Below are 21,944 nucleotides of genomic sequence, written 5' to 3'. Positions count from 1 at the left end.
TTTTTATCAAAATTTAGGCAGTATAATAGTTACCACTGAGTTCTGAGATTTTTCTTGAATTAATTTCCCTTTGGAATTAAAAATTTTTATAGTTAACAAAGTTTTTTCATCCTCACATCTTGCATAAAATTTTTTTTCGTTAGATCTAGGCACAGTAACAACTTCTTTATGTGCTTTTTTAATATACTTACCATCAATACCAGTGCCGCTGATGTATACATTGGAATCTGGATTATTACTAATAAAAACAACATTTAAATCATAAGATTCGCTGTTATTGTCATCTGAAGAACAAGAATATAATGAAAAAATGAATACGGATAAAAAGAAAAATAATATTTTTTTTTTCATAATTTTATTGAATTTTTGGAATTATAGAAAATTTAACAGCACCAGTACTATAGTAAAACAAGTCGCATTCACCATTGTTGTTAATATTATTAATAATCGGATTGTAAAAATATACTTTAATAGAAGTAGCTAATACATCATCTCCAACATTAAATGTTCTAAGAAATTTCTTTTCTTGTGTAGTTTCTTCTTTATAAGAACCACTTCCTCCAAGTTCGGCACTCGTTTTCGACCCAACACCTAATTTTACTGATCCTTCAAACTTTCCTTCAGCAACTTTACTGACGGTATAATTAACTTCTTCTGTAATAGAACTTGATAAATTAACTTCGGATACATTTATAAAGCGGTGTAGAGATTCTTTTGATATATCCCACTTATTAAAAGCAACCATATCATTTAAACGAAAAACTTTACTTGTGAAATTTGCTGGATTTATTTTGTAAGTGTTTTTACTACTTCTAAATACAGTTCCGTTCTGTCTGGTATGAGTGATATTAAAATTCCAAATATCTGAAGGTTTTACAGGAATAATTATGGAAGAACTATTACTACTGTTCTCTGAAAAGATCTCAAATTTAAATTCATAAGCCCCTTTAGTCCACATTCTATCAATTAATTCTTCAGTACTCAATTGTCTTTTTGTCTGAGTTACTGTCTCATTAGTAATAGAAGGATTACCTTTATCGCCTGAATTTAAAGCAAGTTTGAAATAGAGATTAGGATTGATCTCTAAATAATCGATATAATCAGTTACATTTTGATTTAGAATACCTTTAGAATCTTTGTTTGTTATTCCATAATAAACATAATCTCTTTGATAAGCTTTGTTTGCCGCTACATCATTATAAGATGTATTTTGATTAAAGAAAGAAAAAGAATCAAATACAATTTTACTTAACTCATTTTTATTAACATTCGTCTTATTTGTATTTACATTATCTTTTTTTAATCCATTAAAGTTAGGAGATAAAAATTCGACAGTGTTTTTTAAGCTCATAGAATTGTTTTTAGCTGTCAATGAATTAAAATGAATGGAATTAACGTCAACCCTATCGTTTTCTTTTACAACAAAAACATGAAAATCTGGAACTTCACCTTTCTCTAGCGTTACTTCTAGTTTTCCATTTAAATATAAGTCTGTTGTGTTTTCTTTTGAAACAACTACCGGTATTTCGGCATCATTAGTATCTAAATTATTTGCAGAAATATTAAAAAAAGGAATGCTAGGAACTAAAATAATTAATTAAAGGAACATTTTTCTCAATTTCAGCGATATCTTTTTCAGAAGAAAAACTTACTAAAATATCTCTAAAACGGTCTCCATTTATTACACTATTTCTAACTAAATAATAAAGAACGTTATAGTCTTTATCAAATTGTTTCAGTGCTTCATTTTTCAGGAACACTCTTACATCCTTTCTATTGTAAGTCACTTTAGATAAAATCTCAGAGAATTTGAGTATATTTTTTTCTTAAGGTTGTTATCAATAAAATGTCGATCGTTAATGGAAGAAGCGTCTTCTTCTTCTTTAGTACATGAGTTTAAAAAAAAGGTAAGCAATAAGATAATTAAAAAAGGGGTTTTCATATTTTTATTAATAAATTTAATTGCAAAAGTAGTATTTTATTTATTTTTATTTCATTTTTATTCGTGCAGAGTTGTTTTAAAGAACAGCTCTATCCTCCCCTTCGAAGAGTAAAAAAATTGTCGAACAGGCTGCGAACATCTCCGAATCTTCGCCATTTTAATTGTTTTGCCATCCGTAAACGCGATAAAAGTCTCACGCCATTTTACCATAACTATCGATAGAAGGTTTTGCCCAAGATAGGGCTTGCAGATTGATAGAATATATATTTCCCGAAAATCCAAAATAATCCCTACTAGCCCCGGGAGGAGTGGCATCCTTTGCTGCCGGGGTTCGGCAGTAAAGATATAGCGGATCACGGGACGATGTTGCTAAGAAAGCCTTTTGCCTCCTGCTCCTACTCCAACTACTGTTTTTAATGTATTTCTTGAATGGTGTATTTGGTGGTGTTGATTTCGAATTCGAAACCTACTTTGCTGCCCATTAATTTACTGCCCAAAGGCGATTGTGGCGAAAGCGCGATGATGTTGGTGCCTTCGATTGTGATTTTGGGCAAGGCCAAACTGAGGTACAAGTAAATGCCATTGGCTACAACCAAACTGCCTACAACGATGGTTTCGGCTACGATGGTAGTATCAATTTTATCTAACACCGCTTTTTGCCCCAAAACTTCTTGGAGTTTGTGGTTGAATTTTTCTTGCTCAAGATGCATCATAGAAAGTGCCGTTTCGTGCTTGTCACCTGCTGATCCTTTTGCGTCATTCTTTGAATCTTCGGTCAATGCAGTAATCATATCGCGAAAGGCATCGATGCGGTCTTGTACTAATTGTAGGTAGTAGGCGTGTATTTTTTGTTTGAATGTCATAAGAAAAACTTCAACTCTGACAGGGTTATGAACCCTGTCAGAGTTTTTATGAAAAAATTTAAAAATCAAATTTATAACTCGCTCCAGCCAAGATTTGAAATCCTTGAACGGGAAGATTGAGCCATTTTTGATAGGCTTGGTTGGCAATATTGTTAGCTCTTAAAAATGCGGTAATGCGTTCGTTGTATTGGTAGCCTACATGCAAATTAGCATCAAAATAAGAAGGTAAAATAATACTATTAGAATTGGTAACCAAATCCGTGTTGAATTGATTCTCTTTTCGCTCGCCTACGAAAAAGACTTTGGCGCCCGCAAACCATTTATCGGTAATAACAACCTCTAAGCTTGAATTGATTTTCATCGCGGGCAAATTCCAAGCTTCGGCCTGCGTATCCGTCGTATAGGTATTTAGGGTGGCGTTGATTCCGAAAGTGACATTTTTAGAAAAATCGGCTTTTAATTCGCCATAAAGACTTATCGTTTTAACATCATCATAGACTATGCCTAATGAATTTCCGAAAGCGTAAGGCTCATTCGCACTGTTTTCTGTATAATTATTCGCTTTGAACAAAGCTTTGTTGCCTTCGTTCAAGTAAGACGCGCTAACAGTATAACTAACTGAATTTGCCAATTTACCTTTTAATCCAGCAAAAAGATTGTACTTAGTATCTGTAGGCTGAATCAATAAAGTGGGAGAAAGAAATGGATTTTCATTCACAAAATCCATATAAGTATTCTGTTTTAAACTTCCATAAGCCCCTAAATAAAAGATCATCAAATCGCCCACCACTTTGTAGGATGCTTTGAAGTTTGGATAAAAATATAATTTGCTTTTACTGGCTTGCGTATTGAAGCTATAAAACAAACTCGCCCCAATTTCTAAAGACCAATCGTCTTCTTTCATGTCAAAACTAGGCGCAATTCCAAAATTAACAAAACCATATTTCACCGCTTCGGTATTTGTTTTAAAGTAATTGTTCTCGAAAGTTCCTCCAACATAATCCAACACCACATCCGTATGAATGGCAGCATTCATCAATTCAATATCAAAAGTGGGCTTAGCCCAAAATTGATTTTCAGACGAACCAAAAGCATCAGAAAAATGATGAAACTTTACCGAAGTTTCCCCAAACATACTATCCGCAAAGTCTACTGTACCGCCAAGTGTAAGCGTGTTGTATTTTTGCTCAGAGCTGATGCCTTTAATCAAATCGTTGCGTTGTGCATCTGTTAAAGTACTTCCAAATCCCTCAGGCAACCCATACCAATTATAGGTTTGGCTCTGAAAACCAGCTTCTGCTTTCCAAGAAAGATCGGATTGGTTGGTTCCGTAAAACAAATCTAATTTGGTGTCATAAAAATGGTCGTCGAGCAACACTTCATTAATACCTCCTTGAGAAGAATGATGTTGAAAGCGTCCTCCCGCATAATCCGAAGCATTTAATTTTTTATTCACAAAAAGGTCCCCTTTGAGCGTTCCATAATTCCCGATTCCGAAAGCAGCATAATTCTCAAACAACTTAATGGCTTTGCTTTTTTCGACGTCGGCGGCTACTCCTTTGCTTGGGGTAAAAGTTGAGGCAACTGGAAAAGGCAAAACCGTATACTTCACGGTTTCTTTCTTGGCGTTACCCTTATCGTCCAAAAGCGGCGTTTCTTTGATTTTGAAAGCATCCAAAACGGTAGGCGAAAAAGATTTGACCACATTTACTTCTTCTGCTCCAATGGTTTCGTTCTTTTTTTGGGCGAAGGAAAACTGCACCGCAAACGACAACAGGAAAAGGAGGATTCGATTTTGGTATTTCATTTTTTACTTTATTTTTATTCAGAGAAATGAAAAAAGCAAAAGAAAAATTTCATTTCTAACGCTACACTTTCTCCGTAATTTTTATTGTGTTTCCTAAATAAATTAATTTTTGATGCTATGGCATTAAACTTCCCACTCGCCTTTGGCAACAAACTGTGCTTTTCCACCAATTTGAATATCAAATTGATCATCGGTTACTTTCCCTTTAAAATAAATCTGAGACGGACGACCTATAGCCTCTCCTTGATAATTAATTATTTCAAAAGCTGGTAAATGATATTTCAACAAAAAGGCTTGCAAACAAGTACTGGCACTTCCTGTGGCAGCATCTTCAATCAATTGATTGTTTTCGATGCACAACATTCGGCTAAATAATTTTGTCCCTTCTAAATAATAAAAATACAAGGCTCTATGGGCGGTTTTACAATTCTTTTTCAACCAATCATCGGTTTTGTCTTTATCAAGAACCAAGTTGTCTAACGCTCTTTTACTGCTTAATCCCACCAATACAAAAGCGCTTCCGGTGGTGACTTCTTGAATCGGAAATTGATTTTCAAAATCTTCTTTTTTTAAATTACTAAACGAAGGGAATACCTCTTTCGAAAAAATATCCCAAAATTTGGGTTGTGCGGCTTTCAACCAAAGCAATTCATCCGTTTTTTGAATTGTAATGGGACCAATCGGAACCGTTAATTTGATCTTTTCAGGCGCATTCTCCAACACTTTATGCATCAAAACCCAAGAAGTTCCAATTATAGGATGCCCCGCAAATTGCATTTCATGCGCTGGTGTAAAAATTTTAACCTCGGCACTGTTATTTTGAGCATCCAGCTTGGTAATAAAAGTACTTTCGGCAAAATTTATTTCGCGAGCAATCTTTTGCATTTGTTCTGAACTCAAGCCTGCTGCATCTAAAAAAACAGCCAGCTGATTCCCTGCATATTTTTTGTCCGTAAAAACATCAACGATATAAAATGGTAAAGTCATAATTTGTAAAAGGTGTTTTGTTAGAAGTAAAATGTAAAACCATCTTTTTTACATTTTGCATCCAACTTATTTGGTAATGGAAGCATTCGTTTTGGCTTCTTCTGTTTTAATTTTCTCTAATGCTGCTTGTGCCGTAGCGACCACATCTTTATAATCCGTGAAATTATTGATGACACTTTCTAGAATGTAAGTCGCTTGAAAACTGTCTTTCAAACCATAAAAATTGCTAGCCATCACCACCAACCCTTTGGCGCCCAAATAGCGATAACTGGAATAATTTTTAGCTAGTTTTTGAACCGCTTCGTTCGAAGCTTCAAATTTACCCTCTTTATTTTTGAAATACGCATCGTAGTAAATGGCTTCGGCCGCTACTTCGCCTTTGGCAATGGGCAACAATTTAGCATAACCCAGTTTCGCTTTGGCCTCGTCTCCCACTTCAATCGCGCTTCGAGCTACTATAATTTGAGCATCGCTTTTGACCATTTCTTCAGTTTTTGGCTCGGCTAAAACTTTTTCGGCATAGACCACCGCCTTACTGTAGTTCTTCGTTTCGTAATACATTTTCATCAAATTGGCCATCGCAAAAATTTTGTTTTGTGCCACATCCGATTCGGTTTCTAAACGCAATAAGACTATTGTAGCAAGCTCGCTTCTTTTATCTTTTAAATGAATTTGAGCCAAACGCACTAGGGCTTGTTCAGTAAATTCAGAACGAGATTGAGCCACCACAAAATCATAATGCGGTATTGATTTTCCAGTGGCGCCTTCATTGTAATACGCTTGCGCTACTTGAAAATTGGCTTTTAAAGCATGAATCCCGTTGGGAAAAGACGTCAGATACGCATTCCAACCCGCAAGAGCTTGTTTGGTATTGCCTTGTTGCCATTGTTTTTCGGCCGCTTCATAACTGTCGTTTTCCAATTCGACATCGGTAACCGAAACAAAAGATAGCGTTCGCACCCAAGCCGCATATTCATTGACTTTGCCGCTATCTACATAAATCAAACGCGCGGAAGACACCGCCTCTAAAGCCTCTGGAGTTTTAGGAAAATCGGCCGCAATCTTTTTGAACTTGGCCAAGGCCAAATCATTTTTATCATCATTGTAATACACCAATCCTTGACGCAACAACGCTTTGGAAGTAAATGATCCTTCAGGGAATTCGGCAATCAATTGATTGTAGGTTTTAAGTGCCAATTCCTCTTTCTTATCGGCAACATAAGTATTTCCAAGTTCAAACAAAACATCATCACGATAAACCGAAGTTGTAAAACGGGCTAAAAACGCCGTCAATTCAGCAATTTTCTTATCATTTTTTGCCAAAAAACCATAACAAAGCGCTTTTTGAAAATAGCCATAATCTGAATCTACGCTTTTCAATTCGATCGCTTTCACATAATTATCAATCGCGGGCCAATATTTTGAACCCACAAATCGACAATCCGCCAAACGCAAATAAGCGTCTGCCAAACGCACTTTATCTTCTTTGTTCTCTTCTATTTGCTTTTGAAAATAAGTGGCTGCTTGCTCATATTCTTTCAATTTGAAACTCGCATAGCCTAAATTATAATTACTGTTTTTGAATTCGGGTGTCGCGGTGGCACTAGATAAACTGGCAAATTGTTTAAAACCTGCCAAAGCCACAGCATAATCCTCTAAAACAAAATCCGATTCAGCTTTCCAAAACGTGGCGCGAGCGGTGATTGCAGGATCTTTTGATTCGTTGATCGCTCGGTAAAAAAGCTTGTTTGCTGTGGCATAATCTCCAGCCGTAACCGCTTCGATTCCGCTGTAAAACAACACTTTTTGATACACGATTTTATTCTCTGCCGTTTTATTTCTTTCCAATAAAACGAGGGCTTCTTTGTAATTTTTAGAAGAAATATAAGAATCAATCAACAATTTCTCTACTTCACTCGCATTCGTATTTCGTGGATATTTTTCTAAAAAAGCGATCAAAATAGAAGGCACACTTTCGTATGAATTTCCAATTTCATAACTCAATTTGGCATAATTCAACCTAGCGTCTTCTTGAAGCTCTGCATTGAAATCCATCTCAGAGGCATTCTTAAACGCATGCAAAGCTTGTGTTTTTTGCCCCAAATCCAAATACGATTCGCCTAAATGATAATAGGCATTTTGGGCCACAAAATCTTTTCCGTCAATGATTTTATTAAACTGAGCAATAGCGTTTTCATATTGTTTTTGCTGATAATACGCATAGCCCAATTGATAAAAATCGGTATTGTTCCACTTGCCTTTTTTCCCTTTGTATTCAGATAAATACGGAATGGCTTTTTCGTAATTTTTAAGGTTAAAATAACTTTCTCCAATAATTTTATTCAGTTCAGACAACTCCATTTCATTCGATTGAGCCATCGCTTTCAAACCCAAATCAATCGCTTTTTGGAAATTACCCAACTTGAAATTCATATCCGCCTGAAAATACGATAACTTCTCTTTGTATTTTTCTTCACCTGAAACCTCATCAAAATACTTTGTTGCCGCTTTGTAATCATCGCCTTCATACGCCATAAAGCCCAAGTAATACTTGGCTTGAGCACCGTATTCTGGCGTATTCACAACAGTATTCAAATATTTTATGGCCTCTTTTTTCTTTCTGGCATTGTAATAACTGTAGCCTTTTTGAAAATTGAATTTATCTAGCTCTTTTTGTGTCAATTGGCTCCCCTCTACCTTATCAAACCAAAACAAAGCTTTCGGGAAATTATTCTTTTCAAAATAAAAATGAGCCACTTCAAGATACGCCTGATTGCGTTTGATGTTCGTTGGATACCTCGTCACGAAATGTTCTACCAACTGATCCGCATTCGGCTGTTGCGTGCGAATCGCACAATTGGCAACATAATAGGCGCAATCGGCCAAAATTTCTTCCTGATTTGTTTTTTTGGCAACTTGTTCAAAAATCACTTTAGCAGCAGCATATTGCTGATCGTTATACAACAAAAGTGCCGTATTAAAATCCTTTAAATCATGAGTATAAAGGGTTGATTTTTGAGCAGAAACAATAGAAAAAGTAAGTAGAAAAGGCAAGAAAAAAAGCCTGTAAAATATACGCATTTTGCTTATTTTTTAATCATTCAAATATATCATATTATCACCTTACTAACGATGCTTTATAACATTTTATTATCATTCAAAACCCTTTACTTATTTTCTTGAAGCGGCAACAATAGGCTTATTTAGCCACATCGTCCTGCTCTTCGCTATATCTTTTTTGTATAACAGGCAGTTAAAAAACTGTCTGTTATACAAAAAAGGATGCCGCTGCGATCATTGCTATAAAGAAACAATAGTGATTTTTTACAAACAATTTTTAAGGACAGTATCGTTTTTTATTCGAATGCGTTGAATTTATTTTGAATCCAAACACTAACTTCTTACTTTTACGCAATAAATCACTTCAATCATGTCACAAACCGTATTAGCTTTACACAACGTAACCATATATCAAGAAGGAAGAACCATTTTATCCGAAGTAAATTTAGAGGTAAATCATGGTGAGTTTATCTACATTATTGGAAAAACGGGATCTGGAAAAAGTAGTTTATTAAAAACCCTTTACGGCGACTTACCCTTAACAGAAGGGAACGGGCATATTGTAGATTTCAGTCTAGAAACCCTAAAAGAAGACGAAATCCCCTTTTTGAGACGCAAAATCGGAATCGTATTTCAGGATTTCAAACTCTTACCCGATCGTTCTGTAAACGATAATATGCTTTTTGTACTCAAAGCAACAGGTTGGACAGAGGCAGTTGCAATGAATGACAAAATCGAAGAAGTGCTTACCAAAGTAGGCATGCAAGATTTTGGCAACAAAATGCCACACCAACTTTCGGGAGGAGAACAACAAAGAGTAGCCATTGCTAGAGCCTTGCTTAACGATCCTGAATTCATCTTAGCCGACGAACCTACTGGAAATTTGGATCCTCAAACCAGTGCCGAAGTACTTGAATTGCTCAAAAAAATCAATGCCAACGGAAAAACCATCATCATGGCCACTCATGATTATGCCTTGTTGCTAAAATACCCCTCCAAAACATTGAAGTGCGAAGATTCTAAAATTTTTGAAGTGGTTCAGCGCACGGTATAATGCTTTCTGTTCTTATTCCGGTATACAATTATGCGGTATTTCCATTAGTTTTGGAAGTACACAAACAATGCGTTGCAGCCGGAATTCAATTCGAAATCCTTTGCCAAGACGATTTTTCTACATCACATATAGAAGAAAATCTTGCTATTGAACAGCTACCCTATTGCACTTTTTCTAAAAACAAAGTCAATTTAGGTAGAGGAAACAATCGAAACCTACTGATTCAAAAAGCTCAATTTGACTGGTTACTTCTTTTGGATTGCGACACCTTTCCTAGAGATTCTTTTTTTATCAAAAACTATCTTTCGTTTATACAAAAACCGATGTCATCTTTGGTTTTTGGAGGTATTATATATCATCCCAAAAAGCCATACAACTCACAATTGTTACGCTGGGTGTATGGTCAAAAAAGAGAAGCACTTCCTTGCAACATCAGGAATAAAAAACCCAACAGCAGCGCTTTAACTTCTAATTTATTAATCAAAAAAGAAATCGCTACACAATTTCCGTTTCCAGAATCTCTAAAAGAATACGGATATGAAGATTTTTGTTTTCTCACCAATTTAGCTTCACAGAACATTACTGTATTCCATCTTGACAACCCTACTTTTCATCTCAATTTAGAAACTTCAACAGCTTTTTTAGCCAAAACAGAAATGGCGCAAAAAAACTTGTTGTTTTTAGTCCGCCATCAAATCATCGATACCAAAGAAAGCAAGATTGCTCGCGTATTTTTATTAGTGGAAAAATTAAAATTAGTGGGACTACTCAGTTGGTTGTTTCAAAAAACGAAAAAGAAAGTCAGCCAAAATTTGTGTTCAAAAAAACCATCTTTACTCCTTTTCGATTGGTACAAATTGGGTTATTTATGTCACTTGCAAACTAACGCTGTATAATCAAACTATCGAACAAGGCTTTCCATTGATTCATAATAGTATTTAGCTCATAGTTAGCTATACTTTTTTGAGCATTTTCACCTATCGTTTCTCTCAATTTTTCATCCTGAAAAAGCAATGCCAATCGCTCCACAAATGCCTCAACATTACCATCCTCAACCAAAAAGCCATTTACACCATCAGTGATAATTGACCTTGGACCTACTGGACAATCGTAAGCCACACAAGGCAAACCAGAAGCCATAGCCTCAAGCAGCACCAAACCCAATCCTTCATAACGTGAAGTCATCACAAACACAGCACTATCTAAATAAACCGTCTCAACGGCCACAACAGGTGGATAAAACGTAACGCTACTTTCAACACCTAATGCCTGAGCCAACGGAAGCAATTGGGTTTCGGGATTCAAAACGCCATAAATACAAAGTTCCCATTCGGGTTGACGCTTAGCCACTTGCTGCCATATCACCAGCAAACGGTCCAATCCTTTTTCATAGGCATTTCTGGCAATTGCCACTACGCGTTTAGAACTGATTTGCTTTTTTTCTGCAGTTCTGATTACTAAGGGATTGGTAATAATTGTACAATTTGAAGCAGGCCACTCTTTGGCACTTTCAGCATTCAAAACAACGAAGGCATCAAATTGCTTGGCTGCCCATTCTTTAAACCAAAGGGTGCAATTGTATTTCATTTTGTTCAAAAAGGAAATAGAAAACGGCGCTTCTTTTTGGTATTTCGACCCGTGACATTCGAATACAATGGGTATTTTTTTGTTTAATAGAAATGGAACCAAATAGGCTTTCAATCCATTGTCTGCAACAACAATGCAGTCGGGTTGTAAAGAAAGTGCTACTTCCTTAAGTTGCTTTTTATATTGAAAAACAGCCTTCAGCGATTGCCCTTTTCGCTCAATATCATGCCAAACAATAGTAGGATGAAAATCAAAAAAGGGATTTTTATGCCCTTCATTTTGAGTAACTACGTGGATTTCATAACCCCATTTTTCAATAAAATAATGCGTTTTCAGAGCAAGTATTTTGGCCACACCTCCCGCATTATTGACAGACGGAATCAGATAAAGCAATTTCATTGTTTGGAAGCCAAAAATTGTGGATAGTCTCGAATATAATCCGATTCTTCAAAAACATCCGATGCCAAAACCAAACAAACAGCACCCGAAGAAAAATTTTGTAATTCTCTCCAAATCCCTGTCGGAATTAGTAATCCCACCGAAGGTTTATTGAGTAAAATTGTTTTTTTATCCAAGCCATCATCCAACACCACTTCAAAACTGCCGCTTAAAGCAATCAAAACTTCTTGCTGAACAACATGCGAATGTCCTCCTCTAAATGCCGAACTTGGCACATCAAAAAGGTAATAAACTCGTTTGAAATCGAAGGTTAAGATATCCTTTTGAATAAATCCTAAATTCCCTCGAGTGTCTTCTACCACTGGAATTGCAATCGTTTTTAGGTCTTTAAGAGTAGTTTTCATTGGGTAATTTCTAAGTATTTTTTGCGCCCATTAAACGCAAATTGAATGGCTTTGGGTGTTTCTTTTAGCCTTATCTTTTTCTGTTTTACATCATAAAACACTTTTTGTAAAACGCTAAAAATCCAATTGCTCATTCCTATACGTTTCAAAAAAGCGCCTTGAATGTAATACCGTTGCAAAAACGATACTTTATCTGTAGTCGTTTGTGTCTCATGGGCTGCAATTACTTTGGGAACAAAAGAAATTTGCTGTTGTTGACCGTACAAATCCATTAAAAAAATGGCTTCTTCACCCATCTCAAAGGTCGCTCCTAATCCAAAATGAGTATCAAATTCAATTCCTGAGACGTCCAAAATGGCTTTATTTATCGTTATTTCAATTGACATTACAGAAAACAAAGTCAATGGTTTTAAAAACTTTTGACTCTTTTTTGGGTATTTTTTAAACAACTTCCTATTTTCGTTTTCAATCTGAAAACTAATCACTGCTGCATCGGGAAACAGTTCATAGGCAGCGACAATTGTTTCTATAAAATCAGGTTGAAATACTTCATCATCATCTGCCAAAATTAAAATTTCTCCTCGGGAATTTTTCAATCCCAAATTTCTACTTTTAGACAACCCTATTTCAAAGGAATTAATGACTTTGACAGCAGGAAAACTGGAGGTCAAAATAGCATTTTCATGGGTTTGATTGACGATTAAAATTGAAAAATCAGCAAAATGAGCAAAAGGAAACATCGGAATCAAAAAATCCAACGAATCCCTATTCATCGTTGCAATTATAATTTCAACAACCTCTTTTGTATAGCGAATATTCAATTTGTTCTTACATTTACACAAATATAGAAAAATAGGGTTTGTAAATGAAAATACTTTTGATTGGCGAATACAGCAGGTTACACAATTCTTTAAAAGAAGGCTTGGTGGCATTGGGTCATGAAGTGGTACTTGTAGCCTCGGGTGATGCTTTCAAAAACTTCCCATCTGATTATTCGTTTCGAGCCCAAATTACCAATAGTAATTGGTTTTTTAAGAAAATAAGAAACCTTATTTACAGTGTAACTCGAATTGAAATGGAACAGATAGAACATGCGATTCGTTTTTACTTTTTACTTCCAAAACTTAATAAATTTGACCATGTACAACTCATCAATTCAGATGCATTAGCCACTTTCCCTTGGGTTTCGAGATTTCTATACCGCAAGTTATTTCAAAATATAAAAAGTCGAAGTTTGGTGGTTTGCGGTGACGAAACGCCAATTATTGATTATTTGCTAAAAAAAGAATTGCCTTATTCTATTTTGACGCCTTTTTTTGAAGATGCTACACTCAAAAATCATTTTTATTACCCTTTAAAATACACCAAACCAGCTTACAGAAAAACCTTCGAATGGTTAGCACAAAATTGTCAATCGATGACGACTTCCGATATGGATTATAAAATTCCGATGGAACGTATGGGATTCAATGCACCACTGATTCCTAATCCAGTCAATTGTGAAAAGAATCCTTTTGAAGCCATAAGCCTTCTTGAACCCGTCGTGATTTTCTTAGGTATTAATCGAGGGAGTTACATTAAAAAAGGAATTCCTTATTTTGAAAAAGCATTGGCCGAAATTGAGAAAAAATACGGTACTAAAGTTCGTATCTCTATTTGCGAAAACCAACCCTATGAAATCTACATCAGCCTGTACAATAAAGCACATATCGTACTGGACCAAATTTATGCTATGGACCAAGGGTATAACGCTTTGGAAGCTATGGCAAAAGGAAAAGTAGTTTTTACGGGTGCAAGCGAGGCGTTTATGAATTATTATGGTTTAAATGAAAATGTAGCAATTCACACACTACCAGATAAAGATTACCTTGTGAACCAATTATCCCACTTAATCGAAAACCCCAGTGAACTAAAGGAAATTGGAGAACGAGCAAGAGCATTCATAGAAAAAGAACATCATTATAAAAAAATCGCAGAACAATATCTTGCGGCTTGGAAACTTTAACTCTTAGGTAAAAATAGTTTTCTAAATACCAGTAAAACTAAAACAAAACCTAAGGCACTAGCACAGCAATAGGCTTGAATCGCTCCTTCATATCCCCGAGTTTTTATACTATACAGTGATAGTAGTAAATAGCTTAGATTAAAAGTTATTTCAAGAAAAAAATAAACTTTGAGTCGTGCTTTGACCAAAATTTGGTACCCAAAAGCTAAAGTTAGTATTTTAAAAAAATCACCTAAAAATTGCCAAATCAATACCGATTGTAACTTCAAAAATTCAGGGGTGAAAACCCACTTCAAAATCCATTCTTTGGCAAAAAACAAAACCAATAACATTACTAAAAACAAAGGAACAAAAGACGAAAAGTACACCTTTACTTCTTGCTTAAAAGCGTCCTCGGTTGACAATGACGCTAATTTTGGCATATAATACAATGACAATCCCGAAGTAAAAAAAAGCATATAAAAACTAGATAATTTGGTAGTAGCTTCCCAAAAACCAGCTTCGACTAAAGAATAATTTACAGTAATTGCATTCCGTATCAAAAGCAGTGTTAACGGAGCAATAATGGCCGTAAGTAAAGCCATTGCAGAAAACTTTTGAATGGCTGTCACGTATTCTTTTTTAACCAAAAACCGAAAACGAAATTGAAAAAGGCGTTTGTCTTTTATTACAAAAACCAAAGTAGCAAACACCATCAGTAATTCACTTAAAGCAATCGCCCATACCGCACCACTAATGGAATGAAAATAAATCAAGCTTATGGTAACCAAAAAAACCAAAACAGAAGAAACCAATTGCACCAAAACAATAGTTTTGAACTGTTCCAAACCATTATAAATGGCTAACCAAAACGTATTAAGCAATACCAACGGCAAAGACAAACCTACTATTCGGATTGGAGTAGTCCATTGGTTGGAATGAAACAAAAGCTGTCCGATAGCCTCCGCAAAACAGAAAACCCCAATGGCTAATAAAGAAGAAATAATAAAGAAAACGGATAGAAAAGTAGCATACAATTCCGAAAGTGCTTTTTTATTTTCTTTGTTCTCAGCTACTAATTTTACCAAAGAAGTACTAATACCAAGCGTTGCAACGGATTTTAGCATCGCACCCAGATTTCTAAAATTACCTAATATGGCCATTCCAGAAGGCCCTAAAAAAACCGCAACCATCTTGTTCGAGATAAAACCCAATACAAAAGTAGTTCCTACCGAAAGTGAATTCACACTCAGCACCTTCAATAGATTATTTTCTTTAAAAAACTTCAAATACTTATTGTTAAAATGGGTCAAAATCAGCAATTAATATTGGTTTAAGGCTTTGATGATAGCACTAACTTCTTCATCCTTTAGAGCTGGATGTAGCGGAATACTCAAAACCTCCTCGTGTATCTTCTCTGTGATGGGAAACGAGAGTGCATTCATTTGTGCCAAAGCCTTTTGCTTGTGCGGCGGAATGGGATAATGAATTGCTGTTTCGATGCGGTGTTGTTGTAAATAGGCTTGTAATTCAGCTCTTCTTGAAGTTCGAATCACAAACAAATGGAAAACGTGATTTTTAGAAAAATCCCAAAATGGCAAGATGATTTTATCGTTTTTGATTTCGGTCAAATAGCGTTTGGCAATACTTCTTCGCTTTTCATTATCTGCATCTAAATTAGATAATTTCAGGTTCAAAAAAGCGGCTTGAATTTCATCCAATCTTGAATTTACACCAATAAATTCGTTCAGATATATTGTTTCGGAACCATAATTACGAAGGGATTGTATCACTTTCGCCAATGGAGCATCATTGGTTACAACCGCTCCTCCATCGCCTAAAGCTCCTAAATTTTTACTCGGATAAAAACTGTAGGCATGAGCTCCCCCCGCCCCCGAAGGGGGAGCTTTCTCAACATCATTCATTTCCCCTTCGGGGCTTAGGGGGATTCCGTGAGCCTGAGCCGCATCTTCGATAACTAATAAATCATTCTGTTCAGCAATTGTATGAATGCGCTCCATTTCTGCCAATTGACCATACAAATGAACCGCCAAAATAGCTTTGGTCTTTGGCGTTATTTTTTCTGGAATCAAATCAGGGTTAATGTTGTAAGTTTCTATTCTTGGTTCTACCAAAACAGGAACCAAATCAGCAGCTAGAATAGCTAAAATACTAGCAATATAAGTATTGGCTGGTACAATAACTTCATCCCCTTTTTGTAATTTACCTAATTGGATATAGCCTTTAAATATTAAAATCAAAGCATCCAAACCATTACCCACGCTCACACAATATTGGGTTTTACAATAGGTTGCAAAATTATTTTCGAAGGTTTCGACTTCTTTACCTAAAATATACCAACCACGCTCTAAAACCGATTTCAATGTATCTTGAAATGCCGTTTCATACCGCTCGTTTATTTTTTTTAAGTCTAAAAATCGTATCATTTTAAGGTGATTTTATAAAAATCCTGACTCCAAACCGTGCAACCCAATTCTTCTTTTTGCTGTAATAAGCCGCTATGAAATCCTTTTTCACCAGAGTCATTTACAATTCCCATATCAAAAAAAAGTTTGCCTCTTTTTTGAAAAATATCTAGTAAAGAAATGAATAAAAAATCCAAGGCGCGGTATTTTTCACCTTTTTTGGAAGTGGCACCGTACTGCGATTTTACTCCGTTTTCAAATTCAAAAATGGTGATTCCTGCGACAATTTTATCCTCTAAATAAGCTGAAAATTGTTTGATGTTTTTGGGAAATCTTTCGTGAAGCAATTGAATTTCTGCTAAGCTATGAACTGGTTTCGCATCGTATTTTTCTGCTAATCTTGGCTCTAAAATCTTTTCCCAAAAAGGCTGAAAATTAGTTTCTTCAACTACTCTCAATCCTAATAATTCTGTCCGTCTAAAATGCTTTAATTTACTTTTAGAAATTGGAATCTCTTGAGACAAATGTGCGACCATATTCATTTCTTTTCGGTACAATTGCGCTCCTTTTTTCATCAAAAAAAAGTCAATTGCTGCATTGCCATGTCCTAAATAAAACGAAGGAATTGGATGTAAATAAAAATGTTCTATCCGCTTGCCCTTGAAAAAATCAAACAACAAATCCAGAATCGTTTCTATCTTTTCTATTTTTAATTTGGAAGTATACACCAATCCACCATAAGTCAATCCTTGATGTGAATATATCTTGTTGTCTACTCTATTGGCGGGCAAAATAGCTATCAACTTCGTTTTATCAAATACAAGAAGTGAAAAATCATCGAATCGATCTTGATGGTACTCCATAAAGTCCCTATGAAACAAAAAGGTTGCATTGTATGCGGTACTTACAAAGGTGTTCCAAAGCTCGTAATCACTTTTTTCATAGTGCTTTATCGTATAATTTTTCACCATAAAAACTTAAAAGTTATTGATTTGGTTTTAAATCCAAGGTGGGTAATGACCAATTAAACTTAACCACAAGCAATCGAACAACAATAATAACTAAAGAAGTGATTAGGTAAACCAACGTATCGGGAAGTTGCCATTCTTTGAGTACAAAAAAGACCGCTCCTCCTAAAATACAAATCGTGGCATATATTTCTTTTCTAAAAATAACAGGGATTTCAACACATAAAACATCTCTAATAACGCCTCCAAAACAAGCCGTCATGGTGCCCAATGCTACACAAATATAGGGATGCACACCAAAATCAAGGCCTTTTTGAATTCCGATTAACGTAAATACTCCCAAACCAACAGTGTCAGATAACAGCATCGAGAGTTTAAACCTAAGCAGTTTCCCTCTAAAAACGACTACCAAAACAAAGCCTAAGGTGATAACATACAGGTAATTCAAATCTTGCATCCAACCTACGGGTGTTCTACCAATTAACACATCTCGGAGCGTTCCGCCTCCTACGGCTGTCACAAAAGCGATAATTAATACCCCAAACGGATCCATGCGTTTGTGAAGTGCTGTAAGTGCCCCTGAGATGGCAAATGCCAAAGTCCCAATAAGGTCTAATGCATCAAAAAATGTCATACTATAACTTTTAAGTCGCTAAATAAGATGTAAAAATCGTTTCAAAAGTAAAGAAATATACTCGTAAAACGACACAGAATAGAAATGGAATTGATTTGGATGATTTTCTTCCTGTATAATTTTATACAAAACCCACACAATATGTATATTTGTAATTAAAAAAAAGTTGAAACAAATTACTTCCATACAAAATCCGTATATAAAATCATTAGTCCTACTTCAAGAAAAAGCAAAAGCTAGGAAACAAACCGGAACTTTTTTGATTGAAGGGCAAAGAGAAATTAGCATTGCCATAAAAGGCGGCTACGAAATTGAAACCTTATTATTTGTTCCTGAAATTTGTTCAGAAAACCAAACCAAACAATTAGTTTCAAATGCTGAACTCATAGAAATTACTTCGTCCGTTTATGAAAAACTAGCTTACAGAGATTCTACAGAAGGTGTCTTGGCTGTAGCCAAAACCAAATCAACTTTATTATCCGATTTAAAGCTCTCCGAAAATCCTTTGATTCTGGTGGCAGAGGCTCCAGAAAAACCAGGCAACATTGGTGCTTTGTTACGAACGGCAGATGCAGCTAATTTGGATGCTGTAATCATTGCCAATCCAAAAAGTGATTTGTATAATCCGAATATTGTTCGTTCGAGCGTAGGCTGTTTGTTTACCAATCAAATCGCAACAGGCAGCACGGCCGAAATTATTACTTTTTTGAAACAGAGAAACATTCATTTTTATTGTGCAACGTTACAAAATTCTAACGGGTATCATTTACAAAATTATACTACTCCAACAGCTTTGGTGGTAGGAACAGAAGCTACAGGACTCACGCAAGAATGGCGTGATGCAGCCACGCAAAACATCATTATCCCCATGCAAGGCGAAATCGATTCGATGAACGTTTCGGTGGCGGCAGCTATTTTGATTTTCGAAGCCAAAAGACAAAGAGGTTTTTAATGCTCTCCAAAATTACTCGAAACAGAAAGACTAACTCGCAATTGCAAGTCCGATAATAATTACTTATTTTTAGAAAAAGAACCCTGCCGTTATGACCGAATTAGAAATAGAAAAAGAAAACAAAGCCATCGCACAAGAATACAAAGAATTGTTGCGTATTAGCTACCAAACCTTAACGACAACAGATAAAAAACTGATTCGTTTAGCCTTTGACGTTGCCGTGGATGCCCACAAAGACCAAAGAAGAAAATCAGGTGAGGCTTATATTTTTCATCCTATAGCCGTGGCCAAAATTGTCGCTTCGGAAATTGGTTTAGGTGCTACCTCTATAGCCGCCGCTTTGTTACATGATGTGGTTGAGGATACCCCCATGACGGTTCGCGAAATTGAACGCCTTTTTAATCCTAAAGTGGCGCAACTCGTTGAAGGACTAACCAAAATATCGTTGGTTCAAAAAGACTTAAACGCCTCTATTCAAGCCGAAAATTTTAGAAAAATGATTCTGACCTTGAACGATGATGTGCGTGTAATTTTGATAAAATTGGCCGATCGTTTGCACAATATGCAAACCATGGATTCGATGAGAGAGGATAAGCAGACTAAAATCGCTTCGGAAACCTTATATATTTATGCCCCACTTGCACACCGATTGGGATTATACAACATCAAAACCAAATTAGAAGATTTAGGGCTAAAATACACCGAACCCGATGTATACAATGAAATTGTTAGTAAAATAAAAGAAACCAAAGAAGAACAAGATGCGTATATCAAAGACATTTCAGATGTACTAAAAACTTCTTTGGACAAAGAAGGTATCCAATACATCATAAAAGGAAGACCCAAATCAATATACTCCATCCGTCGGAAAATGAAAGCTCAAAATGTGCGTTTCGACGAAGTGTATGACAAATTTGCTTTGCGCATAGTATACAATGCAGAACCTCACGAAGAGAAATTTTTAGCTTGGAAAATCTATTCCATAGTTACAGACTTTTACAGACCAAGCCCTAGCCGATTGCGAGATTGGATTTCTTCGCCTAAATCTACTGGTTATGAAGCACTTCATATTACCGTTATGGGACCAAAAGGACGATGGGTAGAGGTGCAAGTACGAAGTGAACGCATGGACGAAATTGCCGAAAAAGGATATGCCGCACACTATAAATACAAAAATGGCGCTACCGAAGAAAGTGGCTTAGATGTTTGGCTGAATCTATTACGTGAAGCATTAGAAAACTCAGAAACCAACGCTGTTGATTTTGTGGAAGATTTCAAAATGAATTTATATTCAAAAGAAATCTTTGTATTTACCCCGAAAGGCGATATCAAATCACTGCCCAAAGGTGCTACCTCATTAGATTTTGCTTTTAGCATCCATTCAGAAATAGGAATTAAAACCAGAGGAACTCGTGTAAACGGAAAACTAGTCCCTTTGAACCATGAACTCAAAAGTGGGGATCAAGTCGATGTGATTACCTCACAATACCAAAAACCAACCGCCAACTGGCTCGATTATGTAACCACCTCAAGAGCCAAAACTAAAATAAAAAATGTCTTAAACGAAAACACCAAAAAAATTGGCGAGGAAGGAAAAGAGATTCTTACTCGAAAACTGAAACATTTGAAAATTAATTTGAGTGAATCAGTAACCAATGAGTTGGTGAATTTTTTCAAACTCAAAACCAGTTTGGATCTTTATTATAGAGTAGGAATTGGTGCTATTGAAAATCAACAATTAAAAGACTTTGCGGCCAAAAAAAGCAACACCATTATCAATTTCTTTAAAAATAAAATAAAGAGAAATCAAAAAAACACGGCCGATGCTGATATCAACAAACCAGAAATCAACAACAATTACGATTTATTGGTTTTTGGTACAGAACACGACAAATTGGATTATAAATTTGCTCCTTGTTGCACCCCAATTCCAGGTGATGATGTGTTTGGTTTTGTCACTATCAACGAAGGAATAAAAGTACACAAAAAAGATTGTCCCAACGCCCTTGGAATGCAATCCAACTATGCCTATAGAATCATGATCGCTAAATGGATTGACTCTTCTCAAGAAGAATTCAAAGCCTTACTGAACATTACCGGAATGGATGTTATGGGGCTCACCAACCAACTCACTAAAGTAATTTCAAACAACATGCATGTTAACATTCAGAGCATTTCATTGAGTACTAATGCAGGATTATTTGAGGGTCAGATTGCCGTAATTGTACAAAATAATACCATTCTGAAAAAACTAATCAATAACATCAAAAAAATTGATGGAATTGAGACTGTAACCCGAGTCTATAATACCTAAAAGCGCTTTTAAGAAATAATTAATGTACAACTTTAAAACTAGGGCCTTTAATCTTTAAACAAAATAATTTATCTTTGCCAGATATGACACTCATCTCTACAGAAAACAATAAAAATCAAGAAATTGTAAAAAATGTTTTTACAATGTATCTCGAAAATAAAGGACATAGAAAAACACCTGAACGCTATGCTATCCTACAAGAAATTTACGATAGTGAAGAACATTTTGATATCGAAAATTTGTATATCAAGATGAAAAACAAAAACTATCGTGTGAGCAGGGCTACCTTATACAACACCATAGAGTTATTGTTAGATTGTGCATTAGTTCGAAAACATCAATTTGGACAAAATCAGGCGCATTACGAAAAATCATATTTCGACAAACAACACGATCACATCATCATGACCGATACTGGTGAAGTCATAGAGTTTTGTGATCCAAGAATTCAAACGATCAAAAAAACAATCGAAGAGATTTTTGATATCGAAATTACCAATCACTCACTGTATTTATACGGTAACAAAAAGAAAACAGAATAATTTTTTATAGACTAAAGAAGA

The 21,944-nt window shown here is 35.6% G+C and carries 19 protein-coding genes; 6 read left to right on the top strand and 13 right to left on the bottom strand.

Features of this window, described 5'->3' with window-relative positions:
- Window positions 1-6: 6 nt before the first annotated feature.
- The 6 genes from BXU11_RS06510 to BXU11_RS06475 form a co-directional block, all read right to left on the bottom strand.
- Entirely contained in the window at window positions 7-351 is a 345-nt protein-coding gene (locus tag BXU11_RS06510) for a hypothetical protein (protein WP_024981164.1), read from the bottom strand.
- A gap of 4 nt (window positions 352-355) precedes the next feature.
- Complete coding sequence (locus BXU11_RS06505) at window positions 356-1,351, bottom strand: hypothetical protein (protein WP_078211424.1); 996 nt, start codon at window positions 1,349-1,351, stop codon at window positions 356-358.
- A 1,004-nt stretch (window positions 1,352-2,355) separates the two neighbouring features.
- Window positions 2,356-2,805, bottom strand: coding sequence for a hypothetical protein (locus BXU11_RS06490; RefSeq protein ID WP_024981167.1), 450 nt, complete (start codon window positions 2,803-2,805; stop codon window positions 2,356-2,358).
- A gap of 58 nt (window positions 2,806-2,863) precedes the next feature.
- Entirely contained in the window at window positions 2,864-4,612 is a 1,749-nt protein-coding gene (locus tag BXU11_RS06485) for a TonB-dependent receptor (RefSeq protein ID WP_078211418.1), read from the bottom strand.
- 123 nt (window positions 4,613-4,735) lie between these two features.
- Window positions 4,736-5,599: a PhzF family phenazine biosynthesis protein gene (locus BXU11_RS06480; protein ID WP_078211416.1), complete on the bottom strand. Its 864-nt coding sequence runs from the start codon at window positions 5,597-5,599 to the stop codon at window positions 4,736-4,738.
- A 66-nt stretch (window positions 5,600-5,665) separates the two neighbouring features.
- The gene (locus BXU11_RS06475) at window positions 5,666-8,680 is read right to left on the bottom strand and encodes a tetratricopeptide repeat protein (RefSeq protein ID WP_078211414.1); all 3,015 of its coding nucleotides are present in this window, start codon (window positions 8,678-8,680) and stop codon (window positions 5,666-5,668) included.
- Window positions 8,681-9,029: 349 nt separating this feature from the next.
- On the opposite strand from BXU11_RS06475, the gene BXU11_RS06470 reads away from it, so the two are divergent.
- Entirely contained in the window at window positions 9,030-9,713 is a 684-nt protein-coding gene (locus BXU11_RS06470) for a cell division ATP-binding protein FtsE (protein WP_024981171.1), read from the top strand.
- The gene (locus BXU11_RS06465; RefSeq protein WP_078211412.1) at window positions 9,713-10,609 is read left to right on the top strand and encodes a glycosyltransferase; all 897 of its coding nucleotides are present in this window, start codon (window positions 9,713-9,715) and stop codon (window positions 10,607-10,609) included. The genes BXU11_RS06470 and BXU11_RS06465 overlap by 1 nt, the downstream gene beginning before the upstream one ends.
- Here BXU11_RS06465 and BXU11_RS06460 read toward each other — a convergent pair.
- From BXU11_RS06460 to BXU11_RS06450, 3 genes are read right to left on the bottom strand one after another with little or no spacing between them, the layout of a single operon-like run.
- Window positions 10,596-11,699 (bottom strand): glycosyltransferase family 4 protein, encoded by a 1,104-nt coding sequence (locus tag BXU11_RS06460; protein ID WP_078211410.1) that lies wholly within the window; start codon window positions 11,697-11,699, stop codon window positions 10,596-10,598. The genes BXU11_RS06465 and BXU11_RS06460 overlap by 14 nt on opposite strands.
- Window positions 11,696-12,103 (bottom strand): FdtA/QdtA family cupin domain-containing protein, encoded by a 408-nt coding sequence (locus BXU11_RS06455; RefSeq protein WP_078211408.1) that lies wholly within the window; start codon window positions 12,101-12,103, stop codon window positions 11,696-11,698. The genes BXU11_RS06460 and BXU11_RS06455 overlap by 4 nt, the downstream gene beginning before the upstream one ends.
- A complete protein-coding gene (locus tag BXU11_RS06450; protein ID WP_189318510.1) occupies window positions 12,100-12,924 on the bottom strand; it encodes a glycosyltransferase family A protein in 825 nt (274 codons plus the stop codon). The genes BXU11_RS06455 and BXU11_RS06450 overlap by 4 nt, the downstream gene beginning before the upstream one ends.
- A 44-nt stretch (window positions 12,925-12,968) precedes the next feature.
- On the opposite strand from BXU11_RS06450, the gene BXU11_RS06445 reads away from it, so the two are divergent.
- Window positions 12,969-14,108: a glycosyltransferase gene (locus BXU11_RS06445; protein ID WP_078211406.1), complete on the top strand. Its 1,140-nt coding sequence runs from the start codon at window positions 12,969-12,971 to the stop codon at window positions 14,106-14,108.
- Here the strand turns inward: BXU11_RS06445 and BXU11_RS06440 are convergent.
- The 4 genes from BXU11_RS06440 to BXU11_RS06425 are packed head-to-tail and all read right to left on the bottom strand — an operon-like array spanning window position 14,105 to window position 18,115.
- A complete protein-coding gene (locus BXU11_RS06440; RefSeq protein ID WP_189318509.1) occupies window positions 14,105-15,376 on the bottom strand; it encodes an O-antigen translocase in 1,272 nt (423 codons plus the stop codon). The two genes, BXU11_RS06445 and BXU11_RS06440, sit on opposite strands and share 4 nt — an antisense overlap.
- 33 nt (window positions 15,377-15,409) lie before the next feature.
- Window positions 15,410-16,534 carry a DegT/DnrJ/EryC1/StrS aminotransferase family protein gene (locus BXU11_RS06435; protein ID WP_078211402.1) on the bottom strand — a complete coding sequence of 375 codons (1,125 nt, stop codon included), beginning with the start codon at window positions 16,532-16,534 and terminating at the stop codon, window positions 15,410-15,412.
- On the bottom strand, window positions 16,531-17,484 hold the full coding sequence (locus BXU11_RS06430; protein ID WP_078211401.1) for a FemAB family protein: 954 nt from the start codon (window positions 17,482-17,484) through the stop codon (window positions 16,531-16,533). Before BXU11_RS06430 ends, BXU11_RS06435 begins: the two co-directional genes overlap by 4 nt.
- A gap of 13 nt (window positions 17,485-17,497) precedes the next feature.
- On the bottom strand, window positions 17,498-18,115 hold the full coding sequence (locus tag BXU11_RS06425; protein ID WP_078211400.1) for a trimeric intracellular cation channel family protein: 618 nt from the start codon (window positions 18,113-18,115) through the stop codon (window positions 17,498-17,500).
- A 166-nt stretch (window positions 18,116-18,281) separates the two neighbouring features.
- Here BXU11_RS06425 and BXU11_RS06420 point away from each other — a divergent pair, with 166 nt between their 5' ends.
- The 3 genes from BXU11_RS06420 to BXU11_RS06410 all read left to right on the top strand — a co-directional run bounded on the left by BXU11_RS06420 (window position 18,282) and on the right by BXU11_RS06410 (window position 21,923).
- The gene (locus tag BXU11_RS06420; RefSeq protein WP_078211399.1) at window positions 18,282-19,067 is read left to right on the top strand and encodes an RNA methyltransferase; all 786 of its coding nucleotides are present in this window, start codon (window positions 18,282-18,284) and stop codon (window positions 19,065-19,067) included.
- Between the two features lie 91 nt (window positions 19,068-19,158).
- Window positions 19,159-21,381, top strand: coding sequence for a bifunctional (p)ppGpp synthetase/guanosine-3',5'-bis(diphosphate) 3'-pyrophosphohydrolase (locus tag BXU11_RS06415; RefSeq protein ID WP_024981182.1), 2,223 nt, complete (start codon window positions 19,159-19,161; stop codon window positions 21,379-21,381).
- A gap of 83 nt (window positions 21,382-21,464) precedes the next feature.
- Window positions 21,465-21,923 carry a Fur family transcriptional regulator gene (locus tag BXU11_RS06410; protein ID WP_024981183.1) on the top strand — a complete coding sequence of 153 codons (459 nt, stop codon included), beginning with the start codon at window positions 21,465-21,467 and terminating at the stop codon, window positions 21,921-21,923.
- Window positions 21,924-21,944: the final 21 nt, after the last annotated feature.

Origin of the sequence: Flavobacterium sp. LM5, from assembly GCF_002017945.1 — a bacterium.
GTDB classification, from domain to species: domain Bacteria; phylum Bacteroidota; class Bacteroidia; order Flavobacteriales; family Flavobacteriaceae; genus Flavobacterium; species Flavobacterium succinicans.
The sequence above is the reverse complement of the archived record's forward strand: the minus strand, read 5'-3'. Positions and strand labels throughout refer to the sequence as shown.